The following is a 17,761-nucleotide window of genomic DNA, read 5'->3' as shown; positions in this document are numbered from 1 at the left end:
GCGGAACGTGGGGCAAGTTTCATCGTTTATTTGTCGGCGTCCCCTTTGGGGCTGCTCGCAATCAGGCTCGCACCACATTCAGTTTTCATACCGTGCAGTGCCACGGGAACTCCGCCGACATCAAGCGTAGCGCTGCCCTCCGAAATCGGAAATTTCCCTTTGCATTTAGGGCAGTCGACTTTGTGGCCCACGCCAGCCATGGGCTTGCCGTTCAAATCAGTGTTGTTGAACGCCTCAATCACGGTACCGCCATGGCTGGTGGAGTCGCCGAGACGAATGATATCCATGTCAGATCCTTGATGTCGTCGACAGGGTGAACAGTGCCTGCCAAAAGTTTGTTCGCAGATTGATTGCTCTTGTTTCAGCCGCTACCAGTAATGGACTTCCCCACCCAGCATCAAAAATACAAGTGCGATACCCAGATTGCCGAAAAACAAGGGCGCGACAGTCAACAAGAGCTGGAACACAATCGCGGCTTTAAAACCGCCCGACACGCCATGACGCCCCCAGTACACGGTATGGAGTATGCCGGTCAGTGCGTTTGCTACCCAAAGCGCGCCCAAGGCCATGATGTAGTTTTGCTGAGCTATGCGCAGCACCATGAGCAACACGGCAAAAAAAGCGATGAGAAAGGAAATGACCAACAATCTGGATCGACCCGCATCAATCGGGTCGGTGATGGGAGATTGCATAAAATGACCGTCCTTGGATGTGTCGAGTGTTCGGGCTCTGGAATCACTCTAAAGTTTATCCATCCAGTTCTGCGACGAAGGCAAGCTGGTCAGGAATTCTTCCAGGACATAATCATCCGCTGCGGCTTTGCTTACAACTTTTGGTTTGTCCGGAGCCGGCGGTAACGGTGATCCACCCGCAGGTGGCAACAATGCCGATGGGCGTAAGCGAACGCTGTCGATGATGGCATCCCAGACTTCGAAGAACTGTTCTTGTGTCGGTCTTCCGTTAGTCTCTTCGTACTCAGGAAATGCTCCCAGTGAGGCCGGTTGTCGAGTTGTCTGATAGGTCGTGTCCATCCCCAGATTGATGCTGGGAAACGGTGTGGGAGTTGCGCGCCCGGCATAGGCCCACTCACCGCCGATGTTGGTTTTGAATACCTGAGGTTCTTTCTGTTCGGTTCCTCCCATGACGTACTCTTCGCCTGCCAGCTCTCCGACTAACCGTTCAGTTGCCCGGTATTCCTTGCGACCTGCAACGACACCCGGTTCGGCCAACAGGCGCGCGACCAATCCTGCGCTTTCCTTGTCGGCCTCACGGCGACGCTCAAGCATGGATTGACCCGGCTCCCACACAGCCGCCTCTCTGACGACCAACGAAAGAGCAAGAGGCAGCGTGAACCCCCAATTCACTTCTTCCTGATCTCCATTGGCAATGTCGTAGTAGCCATCAATGAACGTATGGCTCAAGCAAAGACCAGGCCTGGTGGGAATCTCGTTGGGTTCCCGTGAGTGCAGTCGGGGGAAAAGCTGGCTTATGGCAGCCTTTGCATTGAGTGACGGCGATATCCTGAACAGGCTTCCATCACGCCAAAAGTAGCCTTCAGCCTGATGAAACAGTTTCTGGACGACCGTTTCGTCATCTTCGGCCAAACCCTCTACATGCTCGAATTCGTAGGTGAAAAGAGTGCCCCCTTCGGGTGATGTGATACGTTCGGACGGTTGTAGATAGGCCTTGCCATTTTGATCTTTTTTGATGGCCTGCACCTCTTGCCACCGGCGCTCGATCAACTCTTCATACTGATCCTGGCTAATGCCTGTGGTCACGGCGACAGTCAGGTTGCCGATCTGTGCGCTGCTGGCGTTGGCGGACCAGGTTGTGCCCTGTGGCAGGTCGATCAACAACCGGCCGACACAATGGGTTTGCATGTTTCGGGTCAACTCACTCATCGGATGGCTCCGGTCTGTTTGGCGGGCTTGCAACTGGCTACAGCCAAAGGTGTGAGCCCCCAGTATCGAAACAAGAAAGACAGTTTTTGCCAAAGAGTACCGAGCCCTCACGCCGGTAACTTCCTGGCGCTAGCGCCAATTCGCAGTACGGAATAAAGCGTCAGGTTTTGCACGTTTCGGTTTTTGTAGGAACCTTGATGGTCATAACCCGTCATGCGCGCGGCAAACACGGCCTTCTCTGCCGCGTCTTCAGCTGCATGCGCGGGCACGGTGCCATCTCCGGCCTGATCCTGGCCCTGAATGTCCGCGGTATAACCATCTCCCCGACTGTTATGTATGACCGCGGTGCCTTGTTTGTTGATCCAGCTTTCCTCACCAGCATCATTGGTCATCGTGGCCCGTCCTTCATGGTTATCCCCTGTCAGACGCAAAGTAATAGCTTGCTCGCGGGAGGGTGGAGGCAGTGGGGTAGGGGGCACCCCAGGCCTGCCGGAGGGAAGGTATCCGGTGATCATTTTCCAGGTAACCTTGTGAAATGCTTGATGACTGGAATCAGAGCCGAAGTGGACAAAACTGTTCGGATGATAGTATTCACCCAATCCCATGTGGAACGCTTTGGCCTGTCCGAGCATTTTTTCGTAGTTGCTCCAGGCACTGATCAGCGTTGCCTGGGTGCTATTGCCGATCGGATTGATCCAGGCGGCATTCATCAATCTCCACCAGGCATTCTGCTTCAGATAAATCTGCGTATAGGGGTCGGGTCCGTTCGGTAACTTGAACAGATCTTTGCCATCGTATGTGACGCGTAGCCATCCTTCCCCGTAGCGATGATTAGGCAGCAGTTCCAGAGGACCGGCAGCATTGGCGAAGATGGGCATGATTTTCTTGCCCGTTCCGCCAAGTCCTACGGCCCCCGGGATGTCTTCCCAGCCGGCGCGGACGCGCCGATAAGCAGTGCCCGCGCCGATGGCGGGCTGGACGCCGTGCACCACTCCCTGAATCAGGTCTGGATTACGTTTGGCACACATGCGTGCAACCAGTCCGCCCATCGAGTGGGTGACCAGAATCACACCGTGCTCGCATTTGACTTTGAGCTCCGTTCGGCACCGTTCCAGCACGCCCCGGATTCGCCCCGCCAGATAGTCTGCTGCCTGCGAGTTGGAATTAAGCCAGTTGTAGCCGACGGCATACACCGGGTAGCGGTACTCGGCTGCTGCCTTCAAATCATCTGTTTTAAGCGGACTGTAGCCCTTCAGGCCACCCCATATTGACGTGTCGCGTGGAATTGCACCCATTATCCCGGGATAAGGGCGACCATCCTGGGCCAGTATGAATCGTAGCTGTGCTTCCAGGAAATTCAGGATCGGTCCATAGGAGTCCAGCGACACTGAGCCCCATCCACGATTTCTGGCCTCCTGTATGGGCAGGGTGGTGACAAACTTGGTCACGGTGGCCAGATCGGAGTCTTCGGGTGCCGAGAATGCACGGGTTTGTTGCGGATCGAGGAGCTGCTTGCGTTCAAGGGGTGTCAGGGTGTTGTAACTTTTCCATTTTGTTATGCCGGCCACCCACCCCATGGGGTCGTCGGGGAACCAGGCCCAGCGATTATCGTTGCCCATCAAGCGTGCATTGGGCCCTGTGGCTATCAAGGGACTGCCCATGATGCCGGGGATGAATATGACCGGAATGGCGTGATCCGGTGGTGCGACGAGTTCCGCGCGGGTCAGGTTGGAAGCGCGACTCATGGTCACGCGCGCCATGACATTTCCATCCGGCCCAATCTGGGTGGGAACCGGCCGTGTTGGTTCACTCATTCAGGCTCTCCCTGCCTCTATGCTTCATTTTTAATGGAAAAAATCGTCTGTTTGAACTGCATCACTCGGCAGGCCCGAGAAGATGGAACTCGTAGCCTTCCGTCGTCAGCCCCTGCTGCAAGGCAGCCCAGCCATCGCCATCCGTCACGCCTTCCACTCGCGCGCCGTCCGCCCGTGTCATCGCATAGCGATAGTTAGGCAACGGGTTTCCGTTACGCACCACACGCACGCGTTCATTGAACGGTGTCTGTGCCCAGGTATTGAAAGTCGTTGAAGCATGGGCGGGACCAACAAGGCTGTGTTTACCGGCTTTGACGATGAAGTTGCCTGGCATGCCTAGTTCGATGTTGCCGCCTTTGAGCGTTAGGTAAGCGCCTGCGCAGGTGAGAGTGATGTGCTCCTTGGCGCTGAGCACCACATGCTGATTGCTGGCGCTGATTTCTACACTCTGATCGGCCTCCAGGCGGATGGTGTCCTTTTGAGCCTGCAGCAGCATTGGCCCTTGGTGAGTGATCTGACGCATTTCGCCGCTTTGGGCAAAAAGCCCCAGATCCGCCCCGGCGTTGACCACGAACTTCTGCCCACTGGTGAGTTGCTGATTCTGCTGCGCGACCGTATCGATATGCCCACCTGCCGCCAAGGTAAGCGAGTTGGGAGAGACCACCGCGATACCCGCCTGACCGCTCAGAGCGATTGCCGGATTTCCACCGTTGGCTTTTCCAGACTCGTCGTTGGCGCCATGTCCCAGGTCGCGCACCGCTTCACTGAGTGTCTTTTGCTGCTTTGTATCGTGATCGATGCCCTGATGTTCTTGAGCGTAATCACCTAGCTCCTTTGCCAGTTGAAGTGCAGCTTCCAGTACTTGAACCGCTGTGGCCCGGTTCAGGTGTCCGCCATTGGCATTGATCTGCTCCTCGGTACTGAGCAACAAGCCTTTCGCCGCGCGGACTGCGCCGTGTTCGTCGGTACGCAGTTCGAAACCTTCGCCCCGGGGATCTCCGCCATTCGGACGTGGATGGGTCAGATAGCCCAGATGTAAGGCGGTGCTGCCGTGATCACTCATCAAAGCCGCACTAATCTGCTTGGTGGTATCGTCGATGCGCAGTTCGTTGGCGCGGTTACCCTTGTATTCCTTGCTTTTGATCGTGCTGAGTATCTTGTGGTCAGGCAGTCGATAAGGGGGCGAATTGGTCGCGCGGTAGGTCCGACCCGTGATAATGGGTTGATCACAATCGCCATCGAGATAGTCCACGATCACTTCCTGCCCGATGCGCGGTATTGCCATGTGGCCCCAGTCTGCACCTGCCCAGTTCTGCGACACTCTGATCCAGCACGTACTGAATTCATTGTTCTTGCCTTCCCGATCCCAGGGGAACTGGACCTTCACTCTTCCCCATTCGTCGCAATAGATCTCCTCTCCCTCAGGACCAACCACGGTTGCAATCTGTGGGCCGTCGATTCGGGGTTTAGGCATCGGTTCTGGCCGCCACTCGGTGTCCTCGCTGACGATTTCCGCCACGAAGTCGTAGCTGACCCCCACTTGCGCATCAGCCGACTCCTCCTGCTGACTGGTATGTTGCACACCTTTATGGGTGATGCGTACCGAGCGCCACCAGCGATTGAAATCGTCTCTGGGATGGTTGGACAACTGGAATGAAAAACCTGGCAGTAAGCGCGGGTCATCACCTTCTACCCTTGCTACGTGAGCATCCCGGCGGCGACCGCGAAGGCGGGTTTCAGTGAAGGACCGGCCGACCGAGCTGACCTTGTAGCGACCGGGATAGTCATAGCGCTCATAGCTTTGCGCCTTACCCTGCAGATCTTCACCGATGAGGTGATGTTGCTGGTCATAGACAGGACGTTTGAAGGTGTAATCGCGTTGCGTCTGTTCGGTGGTGCGAACGCTCTCGGTATAGCTGAATTTGTAGAGTCCAGGGTGCTCGGCGTCGGCTACTGGCTGTGGCGAGTAGCGCACAGGCCCGCCTTGAACGCGTTCCTGCACATAGAGTTTGTCGCCATGAATCAATGTGTGAGTATCGGCATCGAACTTGAAGTAATAGAAAAGACCTTCTTCGGTTGAAAGTCTGTCAAAGAGATAAAGGTCGGTGTCCCCGGTCTGGGTGCAATACTCCCGGGGCAGATGCTCTACATTGATGTTTTGCTCATAGTTCATTATCCCGTGTTCAGTCAGTACCGACCTCAGGATCTCCGGCACATTTTTTTGCTGGAATATCCGCCAGTCTGAACTCAGGGCCAGTCTTGCCAGCTGTGGCTCTACGACTATTCGATACCGGGTGCGCCGGAACCCGGTTTTGCCTTGGGTGAAGCTTGAGACCAGTCCATGAACATACCGAACCGGCGTACTTCCTTGCCAGATTGTCAGTAACGCGGGTTGGTCGAGTACTTGTCCGAAGTCGATGTTCGAGCTAAAGCTGGCAAGCTCGACCGTCAGACGAAAAGGCTCGCAAAGTGCCTCTTCGAGCGTGAACTCCACCACTTCGAACTCCGTGCGCCCCGACAGCACGGAGAAGGTAAATCTCAAGTCCCTTTGACGCATTGAACTGCTCCCTGGTTAAAAACGTGCCCGGCTCGGAAAAGACTTTGCCTGTGAATCTCTTCCGTCAAAAACCACCCTGACCGTTATTGCCGGTCAGGGTGATCGCCTTCACGATTAGACGACTGGAGCACGCCAGTCATCGGAACCCGAAGTACCGGAGACTTCGTGGGTCCAGGTGATTTTGCGGTAGGTGAACTGCACTTCTTCCAGGTGGGTGAAGTGCGAGTTGCCTGGATCCTGGCAGTTGTGCATTTTGTTGTTGATGGCGACGATGATCGCGTCTTCCAGTTTGGTGGTGTAGTAGTGCTCTTGGGTGCCTTGCGCCGAAGTGCGGTACCACTGGATAACGATTTCGCTCATGCGCTCGCCGGAAGTCAGTGCTGCTTGCAGCAGAGGCGAAGCCTTGTCGTAGACCTTGGTGATGATCACTGGCTTGTGAACGCGCTGACCGGTTGGCTGACCGGATTGTGGGTCACGCGGGATGATCACGTCGTGGGTGAACGCCTGAACCATGACCTGGTCTTCGTGACCTTCCTGGTAGGTGTTGCCAACGGAGTCGGCGGTGAAGGCGCCGGCAGTGATCAGGCCTTGTTTTTCGCCGGTAACCGACATGTACGCTGGTGTTGCCATGGTGTGCTCTCCTTGCAAGCAGATTTAAAGTAACCCTGAGGCGAAATCGCCTATCGGGCATCTTTTCTTCATCAAAGATCGTGCCAACGAATTGAAAGATTTTGAGAAACAATCAGTTAGCGTCTCTGTCCCGCGAAATCCGAAATTTCTTCCCAGGAAACAGCCGAAAAGTGCGCAAAAAGTTGCGCAGTACTGCGCAACTTTTTGCGCACTTGAATGGAGCCCTTTTAAATCCAGCGTTTCAGCGTTTCAGGAGGGTTTTTTCTTGAAATAAGTGCGCAACTTCTTGCGCATGGTGGCAAAGAGATATTTTGAGAGATGTTGGAGCTAGGCGTTCGGATCTGCAGAAGTGAGTATTGGCCAGTATGGTCATGACTACAGATGATCTGTTGCCATATGCCGCGCTTTTGGTGGGGCTTCGAGTTTGGAGGGGATGAGCCGTTAACACTGAGCTGTTTGAGAGTTTTCATCGCTTATCATCAAGCCAGCCTACTGACTATTCTCGCTGCCATCCAGATTTCAACTCTCACACCGCAACTGCAGGCCACGCATAACCCTGTGGCGAGGGAGCAAGCTCTCTCGTTACATAGTTTTGCGGTTCGGGGACTCACGCTTCAACCGTTTAACCCTGTCATAAAGCGACTCGGTGAACTCTTTGCTGTCATTCGAGTGATGGCAGCGCCGATGGCAGTTCGGACAAAGTGCTACAGCGTTGCTGATTCGATCAGAACCCTTATTCGCCAAATGCCTCACGTGATGAACTTCAAGGTAGGGCGAGTCATTTTTAGTGAACGGAGCCGGTTCACCGCACCCTTCACATATCCCTTTGGCTTTTTGACGGACCCAGGCTCTAACTTTCGGATCACGTATAAATGCAGTGCTTTGGGCGGGAGCGCGCTTCGGTTTCACAATCCCCTCAGGTTCGTCTTCAAGAGGCAGTTTCTCTAGCGCGAGAGCTCTCTGCTCTAGCGCTTCTTCATCCGCAGTCGCAACCGTTGGATCCCCAAGCGTGACCCCTTTTGCAATCAATACTGCCCGTATGGCTGGCTCAACGTTGGACCCAACGTTTCGAGCTGGCTTGTACCCTTTGATGTATTCCCTATGCATTCTCAATAAAACGGCAGAGATGTTCTGCATGCGGAATTCAACTGAGCCTTCAGTGCGGTTGTGCAACGCAGATGCACGCAGCACGCGATTCTCATGTGCTTTGTTAAATTTTTGGCCGATTCGCTCTAGCTCAAACATCTTAAGATAGGCGTCAACCGCTGCCTCAATCTCAGCAACAGTCCAGTCAGTGTCTTTTTTCTTTTCGCTCATAAAATCGCCGAGGGTTGAAAACCCTCGGACGATACTGAGTGGCTATCACTGATGTCTACGAAAATTCCTACAGAAAATAAAGACGGATCTCGCGAAGTCCTACAACCACCATTACTACCCCATGGAGTGCCCCGAAGACTGAAAAAACTGCGCAATCTTTCGCCACCAAGGTTTCCCCGGTGTCCGCCGTTGCGTCTGATCGTTCAACAGATAAGGCATATCCCGCAGTCGAATCCAGCCATCATCCTGCCAATACAGCAGACTTAACGACATCTCCGACCAATCCAACAAACTCAACATCGGTCGTTCTGAATGTCCTGAGTGCTCTGCATCGCGCAAGGCCGGCACCACCTGCAGAGTTAACCACTCCCGTAACAACCGGTTCCCCGGGACGTAGTGATACACCAGCAGCGCATACACACCGGACTCACTGAGCATCAGCTGATTTTCGGGTTGCCGAAAATACTCAATCCACAAAACGCTATGTTGATCCTTATCTAGCTTGTTGACCATGCGTTCGCACAGATGGAACCCCATCAAGCGGCCGACATTGCGGGCGCGGAACCACGTTTGGTTTTCGAGTAGAAGGGCGTGTAGTGCGAGGTTGTGACGCGAGAAGACTGTTACAGAAAAAGGATCGGGTATATCCATTACCTCTACGTTCAGAATTTTGGAGGGCCTGGCCCCAACGTAGAGTGGACTTAAGAAATCCCAACGAGCGAGGCTGCTCCACTGACGGCATATGCGTCTGTGTGACTGATCAAGCTTTCTACGTTGGGTGTTTCTTAGGCACCTGCAATTGAGCTTAGAGGTGCTTGCAGTTGGCTTCTATGCGAAGCGGCTGTAAGTGCTGTAGGAGATTGAGCGCTGCAATGTAGGGATGGAAAAGGACTACCAGCCGCCCATAAAAAAGCCCCGATCAAATCGGGGCTTTTTGCTTTCTCAATTCGACGACTCAAGCAGCAATCGTCAAATCGTGGCGAGCGAGACCATTAGTCCCAGCTCAACGCACCACCAGTCTGATACTCAATAACCCGAGTCTCAAAGAAATTCTTCTCTTTCTTCAAGTCCATAATCTCGCTCATCCAAGGGAACGGGTTAGTCGTCCCTGGGTACTCTTCTTTCAAACCAATCTGCGACAAACGACGGTTAGCGATGAACTTCAGGTAGTCCTCCATCATCGCCGCGTTCATGCCCAGTACGCCGCGAGGCATGGTGTCGCGGGCGTATTCGATTTCCAGCTGCGTACCCTGCAGGATCATCTGGGTCGCTTCTTCTTTCATCTCGGCATCCCACAGGTGTGGGTTTTCGATTTTGATCTGGTTGATCACGTCGATGCCGAAGTTCAGGTGCATGGATTCGTCGCGCAGGATGTATTGGAACTGCTCGGCGACGCCGGTCATTTTGTTGCGGCGGCCCATGGAGAGGATCTGGGTGAAGCCGCAGTAGAAGAAGATGCCTTCCAGCACGCAGTAGTAGGCGATCAGGTTGCGCAGCAGTTCTTTGTCGGTGTCCGGGGTGCCGGTTTCGAACTTCGGATCGGAGATCGAACGGGTGTATTTCAGGCCCCAGGCTGCCTTTTTGGCGACCGATGGGATCTCGTGGTACATGTTGAAGATCTCGCCTTCATCCATGGCCAGCGATTCGATGCAGTACTGGTAGGCGTGGGTGTGGATCGCCTCTTCGAACGCCTGGCGCAGGATGTACTGGCGGCATTCCGGGTTGGTGATCAGGCGGTACACGGCCAGGACCAGGTTGTTGGCAACCAGGGAGTCGGCGGTGGAGAAGAAGCCGAGGTTGCGCATCACGATGCGGCGCTCGTCGTCGGTCAGGCCTTCCGGGTTTTTCCAGAGGGCGATGTCGGCGGTCATGTTGACTTCTTGCGGCATCCAGTGGTTTGCGCAACCGTCCAGGTACTTCTGCCAGGCCCAGTCGTACTTGAATGGCACGAGTTGGTTGAGGTCGGCGCGGCAGTTGATCATGCGCTTTTCGTCAACGGCGACACGGGCGGAGGCGCCTTCGAGTTCGGCGAGGCCTTCGGCGACGTCGAGGGAATCCAGTGCGGCCTTGGCGCGGGCCACGGCGGCCGAGTCGTCGGCGGTCACGGCGCGGGCTTCCAGCGCTGCGGCACCGCCGGCGCTGTCGAGGCGGTCCATGTTGGCTTCAGTAGCGTGGCCGGCGTTGGCGCCTTTCACGGTTGCTACTTCACTGTCTTCTTTGTCGAATTCGTCCCAGCTCAGCATGACGTGTCGTCTCCTGCGTGAGGGCCTGTCGCCCCGTGTGAAACCTGATTGGTTGGTTTTTCACACGGTCGTACAGACCGCGTTGGATCTTAAGGAATCGTTTTTTGCGGCAGCCAAGGCAGGCAATAAAACAGAATTTTGTACGGGTTTCCGAGAGCCTCTGACGGGCGCAGATCAGCGTTGACGCTGCTGCGGGGCTTCAGAATGGCTTTTGCTCCCTGTAAGGGAATATTGCTGACCCGATTAGGGCGGCATTATAGGGAAAAAAACGCGGGCGTGGGGGAGGGCGAAACACCGCAGGGCGTTCGATTGGCCGGGTGATTTCGATCGGAGCGAGGGTTTACAGGGCTTTCGCTGGGATTGGCCGGCGAGAATTTTTTTTCATTAATTTTTTTGCGAGGCTTTGGTTGCTCAAGAAATGAGCAAAAAACCAGTTTTTTCACTATATCTTGTGTTTTGCAACCCTTTTGAGCGACTCCAGACACAACTGAGCCCGACCGAAGCCGGGCTGGAATCGACCCTCAAATGAGGCGCTGAGCGGTCCGATTCGGTGCAGTCTCGATCATCAATTGGTGCAGCCGTTACCCATGACGCTGTAACGCAGGATGTGGCGCTGACCCTTGGAGTCGTCGTACTCCATTTTGGCCGGTACCACTTCGCAGACATTCGGCACTTCGCTCATCGATACAACTTTGGCGATGTCCAGGTGAGTGGAGTAAGTGTATTCCTCGATCACCGGTTGTTGCTGTGCGACATCAGTCGGGACCTCGTCTGCCATGGCGGTTGCGCACAGACTGCTGAGGGCCAGAACCAATAAAGCTTTCATTTCAGATTTACCTTTTTGAGGTCGAGTGGGGTCACGCAACCTTTTTAGGGTTGCGTGTGGAACTTCATCATTTGCAGTTATTACTTGAGAGCTGGATTAACGGCCTTCGTGGGGGCTGTAATGTTGTTAATCGCGTTTGCCTTGTCGGCGAGGTGGATTTTAGGGAGGAGGGGTGGGGGTAAACAGGTGGGGTTTTGATAAACACTTTTGGCGGTTTTGGTAACAATCCCCACAAAACACCGGCCAACCCTTGTAGGCGCTGCCGAAGGCTGCGATCTTTCGTCTTTGATTTTGCAAGGCAAGATCAAAAGATCGCAGCCTGCGGCAGCTCCTACAACCATCGTCGAATGGTTCTATGGGGCCGGCCCGGCTACAACGGGGTCATACAAAAACAACTATTCCACCGAGGTAAGAAAGATGAGTGCGGCTTCTCTGTATCCCGTTCGTCCCGAGGTTCTGGCCAATACGCTGACTGACGAGGCGACCTACAAAGCCATGTACCAGCAGTCGGTCGTCAACCCTGACGGTTTCTGGCGTGAGCAAGCCAAGCGCCTCGACTGGATCAAGCCTTTCACCACGGTGAAGCAGACGTCCTTCGACGATCACCATGTCGACATCAAATGGTTCGCCGACGGTACCCTGAACGTTTCCTACAACTGCCTCGACCGTCATCTGGCCGAGCGCGGCGATCAGATCGCGATCATCTGGGAAGGCGACGATCCTTCCGAAAGTCGCAACATCACTTACCGCGAACTGCACGAACAAGTCTGCAAACTGGCCAACGCCCTGCGTGGTCAGGACGTGCACCGCGGCGACGTGGTGACTATCTATATGCCGATGATCCCCGAAGCCGTGGTCGCCATGCTGGCCTGTACCCGGATCGGCGCGATTCATTCGGTGGTGTTCGGTGGTTTCTCGCCGGAAGCCCTGGCGGGGCGGATCATCGACTGCAAATCGAAAGTGGTGATCACCGCTGACGAAGGCATCCGTGCCGGCAAGAAGATCTCGCTGAAGGCCAACGTCGACGACGCGCTGACCAACCCGGAAACCAGCAGCATCCAGAAAGTCATCGTGTGCAAGCGCACCGGTGGCGACATCAAGTGGAACCAGCATCGCGACATCTGGTACGAAGACCTGATGAAAGTGGCGGGCACCGTCTGCGCGCCGAAAGAGATGGGCGCTGAAGAAGCGCTGTTCATCCTTTACACCTCCGGCTCCACCGGTAAGCCGAAGGGCGTGCAGCACACCACCGGCGGTTATCTGCTGTATGCGGCAATGACCCACGAGCGTGTGTTCGACTACCGTCCGGGCGAAATCTACTGGTGCACCGCCGACGTCGGCTGGGTCACCGGCCACAGTTACATCGTATATGGCCCGCTGGCCAATGGCGCGACCACGCTGCTGTTCGAAGGCGTGCCGAACTATCCGGACATCACCCGGGTGGCGAAGATCGTCGACAAGCACAAGGTCAACATCCTCTACACCGCGCCGACCGCGATCCGCGCGATGATGGCCTCCGGCACCGCCGCCGTTGAAGGCGCCGACGGCAGCAGCCTGCGTCTGCTCGGTTCGGTGGGCGAGCCGATCAACCCGGAAGCCTGGGACTGGTACTACAAGAATGTCGGCAAGTCCCGTTGCCCGATCGTCGATACCTGGTGGCAGACCGAAACCGGCGGCAACATGATGAGCCCGCTGCCGGGGGCGCATGCACTGAAGCCGGGTTCGGCGGCACGTCCGTTCTTCGGCGTGGTACCGGCGCTGGTCGACAACCTCGGCAACATCATCGAGGGCGAGGCCGAGGGCAATCTGGTGATTCTCGATTCGTGGCCGGGTCAGGCGCGCACCTTGTATGGCGACCATGACCGCTTCGTCGACACCTACTTCAAGACCTTCCGTGGCATGTACTTCACCGGTGACGGTGCGCGGCGTGACGCCGATGGTTACTACTGGATCACCGGGCGCGTGGACGACGTGCTCAACGTCTCCGGCCACCGCATGGGAACCGCCGAGATCGAAAGCGCGATGGTCGCCCACCCGAAAGTCGCCGAAGCGGCGGTGGTCGGTGTGCCGCACGACATCAAGGGGCAGGGCATTTATGTCTACGTCACCCTGAAAAACGGCGAGGAGCCGAGCGAGCAACTGCGCCTGGAACTGAAGAACTGGGTGCGCAAAGAGATCGGCCCGATTGCTTCGCCGGATGTGATCCAGTGGGCACCGGGGCTGCCGAAAACACGTTCGGGCAAGATCATGCGGCGGATTCTGCGCAAGATTGCTACGGCTGAGTACGATGGGTTGGGCGATATCTCCACCCTGGCGGATCCGGGTGTGGTGCAGCATTTGATTGATACGCACAAGACGATGAATGTGGCTTAAGCGTTAACTGCATGGAAGCCCTGTCCGGTGATGCCGGGCGGGGCTTTTTTGTGTCTGGGATTTGTGGTGGTTTTGCTGGCCTCATCGCTGGCAAGCCAGCTCCCACAGGTTTTTGGGTGTGTGAGATGGTTATCAACTGAGATCTCTGTGGGAGCTGGCTTGCCAGCGATAGCCATCTGTCAGACGCCGCAGTAATCCCCTGTCAGAAACCCAACCCACCCAGCCAATAATTATCGATTTCCTGCGTAAGCCCCTTCCCGCTGTTACCCATCCCCGTCAGAGTAACCAAATGTGTAACCGCCCGCCCAGTCGCGGGGCGAGGGGAAACGCAATGCCCCGTTTTAGAGCCTTAAAACCCCCGGTGAAAAATAAGACACAACGCTGCGCTTGCCGGATTAGAAGGGTTTGCGAATAATAGGCCCGCAATTTGCAGCATAGATCGGTTCACTGTCTTTCGCTCTTGCATGAATTTGCAAGGCTGTCAATGCGCTCAAGCGGGTTTCTCTGTGCATCTGTAATTAGTTGTCGCATTGAAGAAATATCGGCTTCGGGCCTGTCGTTAGAATGCCGATCACTCGCTCATCGTGGCTGACGTTGAAACCTCCGAGGGTTTCAATGGGAAATTTCCCACCGATGCTGCGCCGCTTTCCCGATTCACCCATTCGCATATTGGGCTGTCGCTCACTCTGCCGTTTTTGCCCTTTACCGATGGAGTCCCAAGATGAAGAAACTTGTGCTGCTTGGCGCCCTGGCACTGTCCGTGCTGTCGCTGAATTCCTTCGCTGATGAAAAACCTCTGAAGATCGGTATCGAAGCGGCTTACCCTCCGTTCGCTTCCAAAGCGCCGGATGGCAGCATCGTTGGTTTCGACTACGACATCGGCAATGCCCTGTGTGAAGAAATGAAGGTCAAGTGCCAGTGGGTCGAGCAAGAGTTCGACGGTCTGATCCCGGCACTGAAAGTGCGCAAGATCGACGCGATCCTGTCGTCGATGTCGATCACCGAAGACCGCAAGAAGTCCGTGGACTTCACCAACAAGTACTACAACACCCCGGCCCGTTTGGTCATGAAGCAAGGCACCGTTGTCAGCGACAACCTGTCTGAGCTCAAAGGCAAGAACATCGGCGTGCAACGTGGTTCGATCCACGAGCGTTTCGCTCGCGAAGTCCTGGCCCCGCTGGGTGCCGAGATCAAGCCATACGGCTCGCAGAACGAAATCTACCTCGACGTGGCCGCTGGTCGTCTCGACGGTACCGTGGCTGACGCCACCCTGCTGCAGGACGGCTTCCTGAACACTGATTCCGGCAAAGGCTTCGCCTTCGTTGGCCCGCAGTTCACCGACGTCAAATACTTCGGCGACGGCGTAGGCATCGCGGTGCGCAAGGGTGACGCGCTGAAAGACAAGATCAACGCTGCCATCGCGGCCATCCGTGAAAACGGTAAATACAAAGCTATCCAGGACAAGTACTTCGCCTTCGATATCTACGGCAAGTAACACGTCTCTGCGACAAGTCAGAAATGGCGCAAGCAACAGGATCTCTGCGGTTTGCGCCATTTTTTCATCCCAACTTTCGAGGACCTGAATCATGTTGAAAGGCTACGGGGCTGTCATCCTCGATGGCGCATGGCTGACGCTTCAGCTCGCCTTGTCGTCCATGGCCCTGGCCATCGTTCTCGGGCTGATCGGGGTCGCATTGCGCCTGTCGCCGATTCGCTGGCTGGCGTGGCTGGGCGATCTGTATTCCACGGTGATCCGCGGGATTCCCGACCTGGTGCTGATCCTGCTGATCTTCTACGGCGGTCAGGACTTGCTCAACCGTGTTGCGCCGATGCTCGGCTATGACGACTACATCGACCTGAATCCGCTGGCCGCCGGTATCGGCACCCTCGGTTTCATTTTCGGTGCGTACCTGTCCGAGACGTTCCGTGGCGCGTTCATGGCGATCCCAAAAGGCCAGGCCGAAGCGGGCATGGCCTACGGCATGAGCAGTTTTCAGGTGTTTTTCCGGGTGATGGTGCCGCAGATGATTCGTCTGGCGATTCCTGGCTTCACCAACAACTGGCTGGTGCTGACCAAGGCGACCGCGCTGATTTCGGTGGTCGGTCTGCAAGACATGATGTTCAAGGCCAAGCAGGCGGCAGATGCCACTCGCGAGCCTTTCACCTTCTTCCTCGCAGTGGCGGCGATGTACCTGGTGATCACCAGTGTCTCGTTGCTGGCGCTGCGTCACCTTGAGAAGCGCTACTCGGTAGGCGTAAGGGCGGCTGATCTATGATCTTCGACTACAACGTCATTTGGGAGGCCATGCCGCTGTACCTCGGCGGCCTGCTGACCACCCTCAAACTGCTCGCGCTGTCGCTGCTGTTCGGTCTGTTGGCGGCACTGCCGCTGGGCCTGATGCGCGTCTCCAAGAATCCGATCGTCAACGGCGCCGCGTGGCTCTACACCTACGTGATCCGCGGCACGCCGATGCTGGTGCAGCTGTTTTTGATCTACTACGGTCTGGCGCAATTCGAAGCGGTGCGTGAAAGCTTCTTGTGGCCGTGGCTGTCCAGCGCCACGTTCTGTGCGTGCCTGGCCTTCGCGATCAATACCAGCGCCTACACCGCCGAAATCATCGCCGGCAGCCTCAAGGCCACGCCGAACGGCGAGATCGAAGCCGCCAAGGCCATGGGCATGTCGCGCTTCAAACTGTACAAGCGCATCCTGCTGCCATCGGCCCTGCGCCGGGCACTGCCGCAGTACAGCAACGAAGTGATCATGATGCTGCAGACCACCAGTCTGGCGTCCATCGTGACCCTGATCGACATCACCGGCGCGGCCCGTACGGTCAATGCGCAGTACTACCTGCCGTTCGAGGCGTACATCACCGCCGGCGTGTTCTACCTGTGCCTGACCTTCATTCTGGTGAAGCTGTTCAAGCTGGCCGAGCGCCGCTGGTTGAGCTACCTGGCCCCGCGGAAGCACTGATATGGAACGCATCGACCACGTATTGCCGTGGAGCCACCTGGGCAGCGAGCGCAAGATCTCGGTCTTCCGCTTCGGTCAGGGCGAGCGCAAGGCCTACATTCAAGCCAGCCTGCATGCTGACGAACTGCCGGGCATGCGCACCGCCTGGGAGCTGAAAAAACGTCTCGGCGAGCTCGAAGCCCAAGGCTTGCTCAACGGCGTGATCGAGCTGGTGCCGGTCGCCAACCCGCTGGGCCTCGGCCAATTGCTGCAAGGCAATCATCAGGGGCGTTTCGAGGCGGGCAGCGGCAAGAATTTCAACCGCGATTTCGTCGAGCTGAGCGCGCCGGTTGCGGCGGCACTGGCTGACAGCCTTGGTGACGATCCGCACGCCAACATTCGCCTGATCCGTCAGGCCATGGCTGATCATCTGGCGGCATTGCCCGAGGCGAGCAGCCAGTTGCAAGGCATGCAGCGCGTTTTGCTCAGCCACGCCTGCACCGCCGATGTGGTGCTTGATCTGCATTGCGACGCTGAAGCGGCGCTGCACATGTATGCGCTGCCGCAGCACTGGCCGCAGTGGCGTTCGCTGGCCGCACATCTGAATGTGAAGGTCGGTTTGCTGGCGGAAGATTCCGGCGGCAGTTCCTTCGATGAAGCGTGCTCGTTGCCGTGGTTGCGTCTGTCGCGGCAGTTCCCGGACGCGCAGATTCCACTGGCGTGCCTTGCGACCACCGTCGAGCTGGGCGGTCAGGCCAATACCGACCGCGCTGATGCGCAGGCCTGGGCCGAAGGCATTCTGGCGTTCCTCGCCGAGCAAGGCCTGATCACTGGCGAGTGGCCGAAGCCGGCCAACGAGCCGTCCGAAGGCATGCCGTTCGAAGGCACTGAATTACTGTTGGCGCCGCACCCCGGTGTGGTGAGTTTTCTGCGTAAACCCGGCGAGTGGGTTGAAGCCGGGGATGAAATTTTCGAAGTGATCGACCCTGTGTCCGATCGGGTCAGCACGGTGTGTGCTGGTACATCCGGGGTGCTGTTTGCCATTGAACGGCTGCGCTATGCCCAACCCGGTTTCTGGCTGGCCAAGGTGGCGGGGCGCGAAGCGCTGCGTCACGGGCGCTTGCTCAACGACTGACTGACTGTTTTTGTG

15 protein-coding genes are annotated in these 17,761 nt (G+C 56.4%); 5 read left to right on the top strand and 10 right to left on the bottom strand.

Features of this window, described 5'->3' with window-relative positions:
* Nucleotides 1–26: 26 nt before the first annotated feature.
* The 10 genes from JN524_RS05950 to JN524_RS05905 form a co-directional block, all read right to left on the bottom strand.
* Nucleotides 27–287 (bottom strand): PAAR domain-containing protein, encoded by a 261-nt coding sequence (locus tag JN524_RS05950; RefSeq protein WP_202368795.1) that lies wholly within the window; start codon nucleotides 285–287, stop codon nucleotides 27–29.
* 81 nt (nucleotides 288–368) lie between these two features.
* On the bottom strand, nucleotides 369–692 hold the full coding sequence (locus JN524_RS05945) for a hypothetical protein (RefSeq protein WP_202368794.1): 324 nt from the start codon (nucleotides 690–692) through the stop codon (nucleotides 369–371).
* 48 nt (nucleotides 693–740) lie between these two features.
* Nucleotides 741–1,901, bottom strand: coding sequence for a T6SS immunity protein Tli4 family protein (locus JN524_RS05940; RefSeq protein WP_202368793.1), 1,161 nt, complete (start codon nucleotides 1,899–1,901; stop codon nucleotides 741–743).
* A 107-nt stretch (nucleotides 1,902–2,008) separates the two neighbouring features.
* A complete protein-coding gene (locus JN524_RS05935; RefSeq protein ID WP_202368792.1) occupies nucleotides 2,009–3,715 on the bottom strand; it encodes an esterase/lipase family protein in 1,707 nt (568 codons plus the stop codon).
* A gap of 61 nt (nucleotides 3,716–3,776) precedes the next feature.
* The gene (locus JN524_RS05930; RefSeq protein ID WP_202368791.1) at nucleotides 3,777–6,272 is read right to left on the bottom strand and encodes a type VI secretion system Vgr family protein; all 2,496 of its coding nucleotides are present in this window, start codon (nucleotides 6,270–6,272) and stop codon (nucleotides 3,777–3,779) included.
* Nucleotides 6,273–6,386: 114 nt separating this feature from the next.
* Nucleotides 6,387–6,902, bottom strand: a complete 516-nt coding sequence (locus JN524_RS05925) for an Hcp family type VI secretion system effector (RefSeq protein ID WP_202368790.1) — start codon at nucleotides 6,900–6,902, stop codon at nucleotides 6,387–6,389.
* Between the two features lie 582 nt (nucleotides 6,903–7,484).
* Nucleotides 7,485–8,219, bottom strand: a complete 735-nt coding sequence (locus JN524_RS05920; RefSeq protein WP_202368789.1) for an HNH endonuclease — start codon at nucleotides 8,217–8,219, stop codon at nucleotides 7,485–7,487.
* Nucleotides 8,220–8,333: 114 nt separating this feature from the next.
* Nucleotides 8,334–8,870 carry a BRO-N domain-containing protein gene (locus JN524_RS05915; protein WP_237402965.1) on the bottom strand — a complete coding sequence of 179 codons (537 nt, stop codon included), beginning with the start codon at nucleotides 8,868–8,870 and terminating at the stop codon, nucleotides 8,334–8,336.
* 341 nt (nucleotides 8,871–9,211) lie between these two features.
* Nucleotides 9,212–10,462 (bottom strand): ribonucleotide-diphosphate reductase subunit beta, encoded by a 1,251-nt coding sequence (locus JN524_RS05910; protein WP_003227292.1) that lies wholly within the window; start codon nucleotides 10,460–10,462, stop codon nucleotides 9,212–9,214.
* Nucleotides 10,463–11,027: 565 nt separating this feature from the next.
* Entirely contained in the window at nucleotides 11,028–11,288 is a 261-nt protein-coding gene (locus JN524_RS05905) for a DUF2790 domain-containing protein (protein WP_027612631.1), read from the bottom strand.
* Nucleotides 11,289–11,705: 417 nt separating this feature from the next.
* Between JN524_RS05905 and acs the strand changes: the two genes are divergently transcribed.
* The 5 genes from acs to JN524_RS05880 all read left to right on the top strand — a co-directional run bounded on the left by acs (nucleotide 11,706) and on the right by JN524_RS05880 (nucleotide 17,746).
* Nucleotides 11,706–13,661: an acetate--CoA ligase gene (gene acs / locus JN524_RS05900; protein ID WP_047599664.1), complete on the top strand. Its 1,956-nt coding sequence runs from the start codon at nucleotides 11,706–11,708 to the stop codon at nucleotides 13,659–13,661.
* A gap of 721 nt (nucleotides 13,662–14,382) precedes the next feature.
* Nucleotides 14,383–15,156 (top strand): ABC transporter substrate-binding protein, encoded by a 774-nt coding sequence (locus JN524_RS05895; RefSeq protein ID WP_027612633.1) that lies wholly within the window; start codon nucleotides 14,383–14,385, stop codon nucleotides 15,154–15,156.
* 91 nt (nucleotides 15,157–15,247) lie between these two features.
* On the top strand, nucleotides 15,248–15,937 hold the full coding sequence (locus JN524_RS05890) for an ABC transporter permease (RefSeq protein ID WP_003227287.1): 690 nt from the start codon (nucleotides 15,248–15,250) through the stop codon (nucleotides 15,935–15,937).
* Nucleotides 15,934–16,632 (top strand): ABC transporter permease, encoded by a 699-nt coding sequence (locus JN524_RS05885; protein ID WP_003227285.1) that lies wholly within the window; start codon nucleotides 15,934–15,936, stop codon nucleotides 16,630–16,632. The genes JN524_RS05890 and JN524_RS05885 overlap by 4 nt, the downstream gene beginning before the upstream one ends.
* A gap of 1 nt (nucleotide 16,633) precedes the next feature.
* On the top strand, nucleotides 16,634–17,746 hold the full coding sequence (locus JN524_RS05880) for a M14 family metallopeptidase (protein ID WP_202368788.1): 1,113 nt from the start codon (nucleotides 16,634–16,636) through the stop codon (nucleotides 17,744–17,746).
* Nucleotides 17,747–17,761 lie beyond the last annotated feature (15 nt).

It is taken from the genome of Pseudomonas sp. MWU318 (assembly GCF_016756945.1).
Classification (GTDB): Bacteria; Pseudomonadota; Gammaproteobacteria; order Pseudomonadales; family Pseudomonadaceae; genus Aquipseudomonas; species Aquipseudomonas putida_A.
The sequence above is the reverse complement of the archived record's forward strand: the minus strand, read 5'-3'. Positions and strand labels throughout refer to the sequence as shown.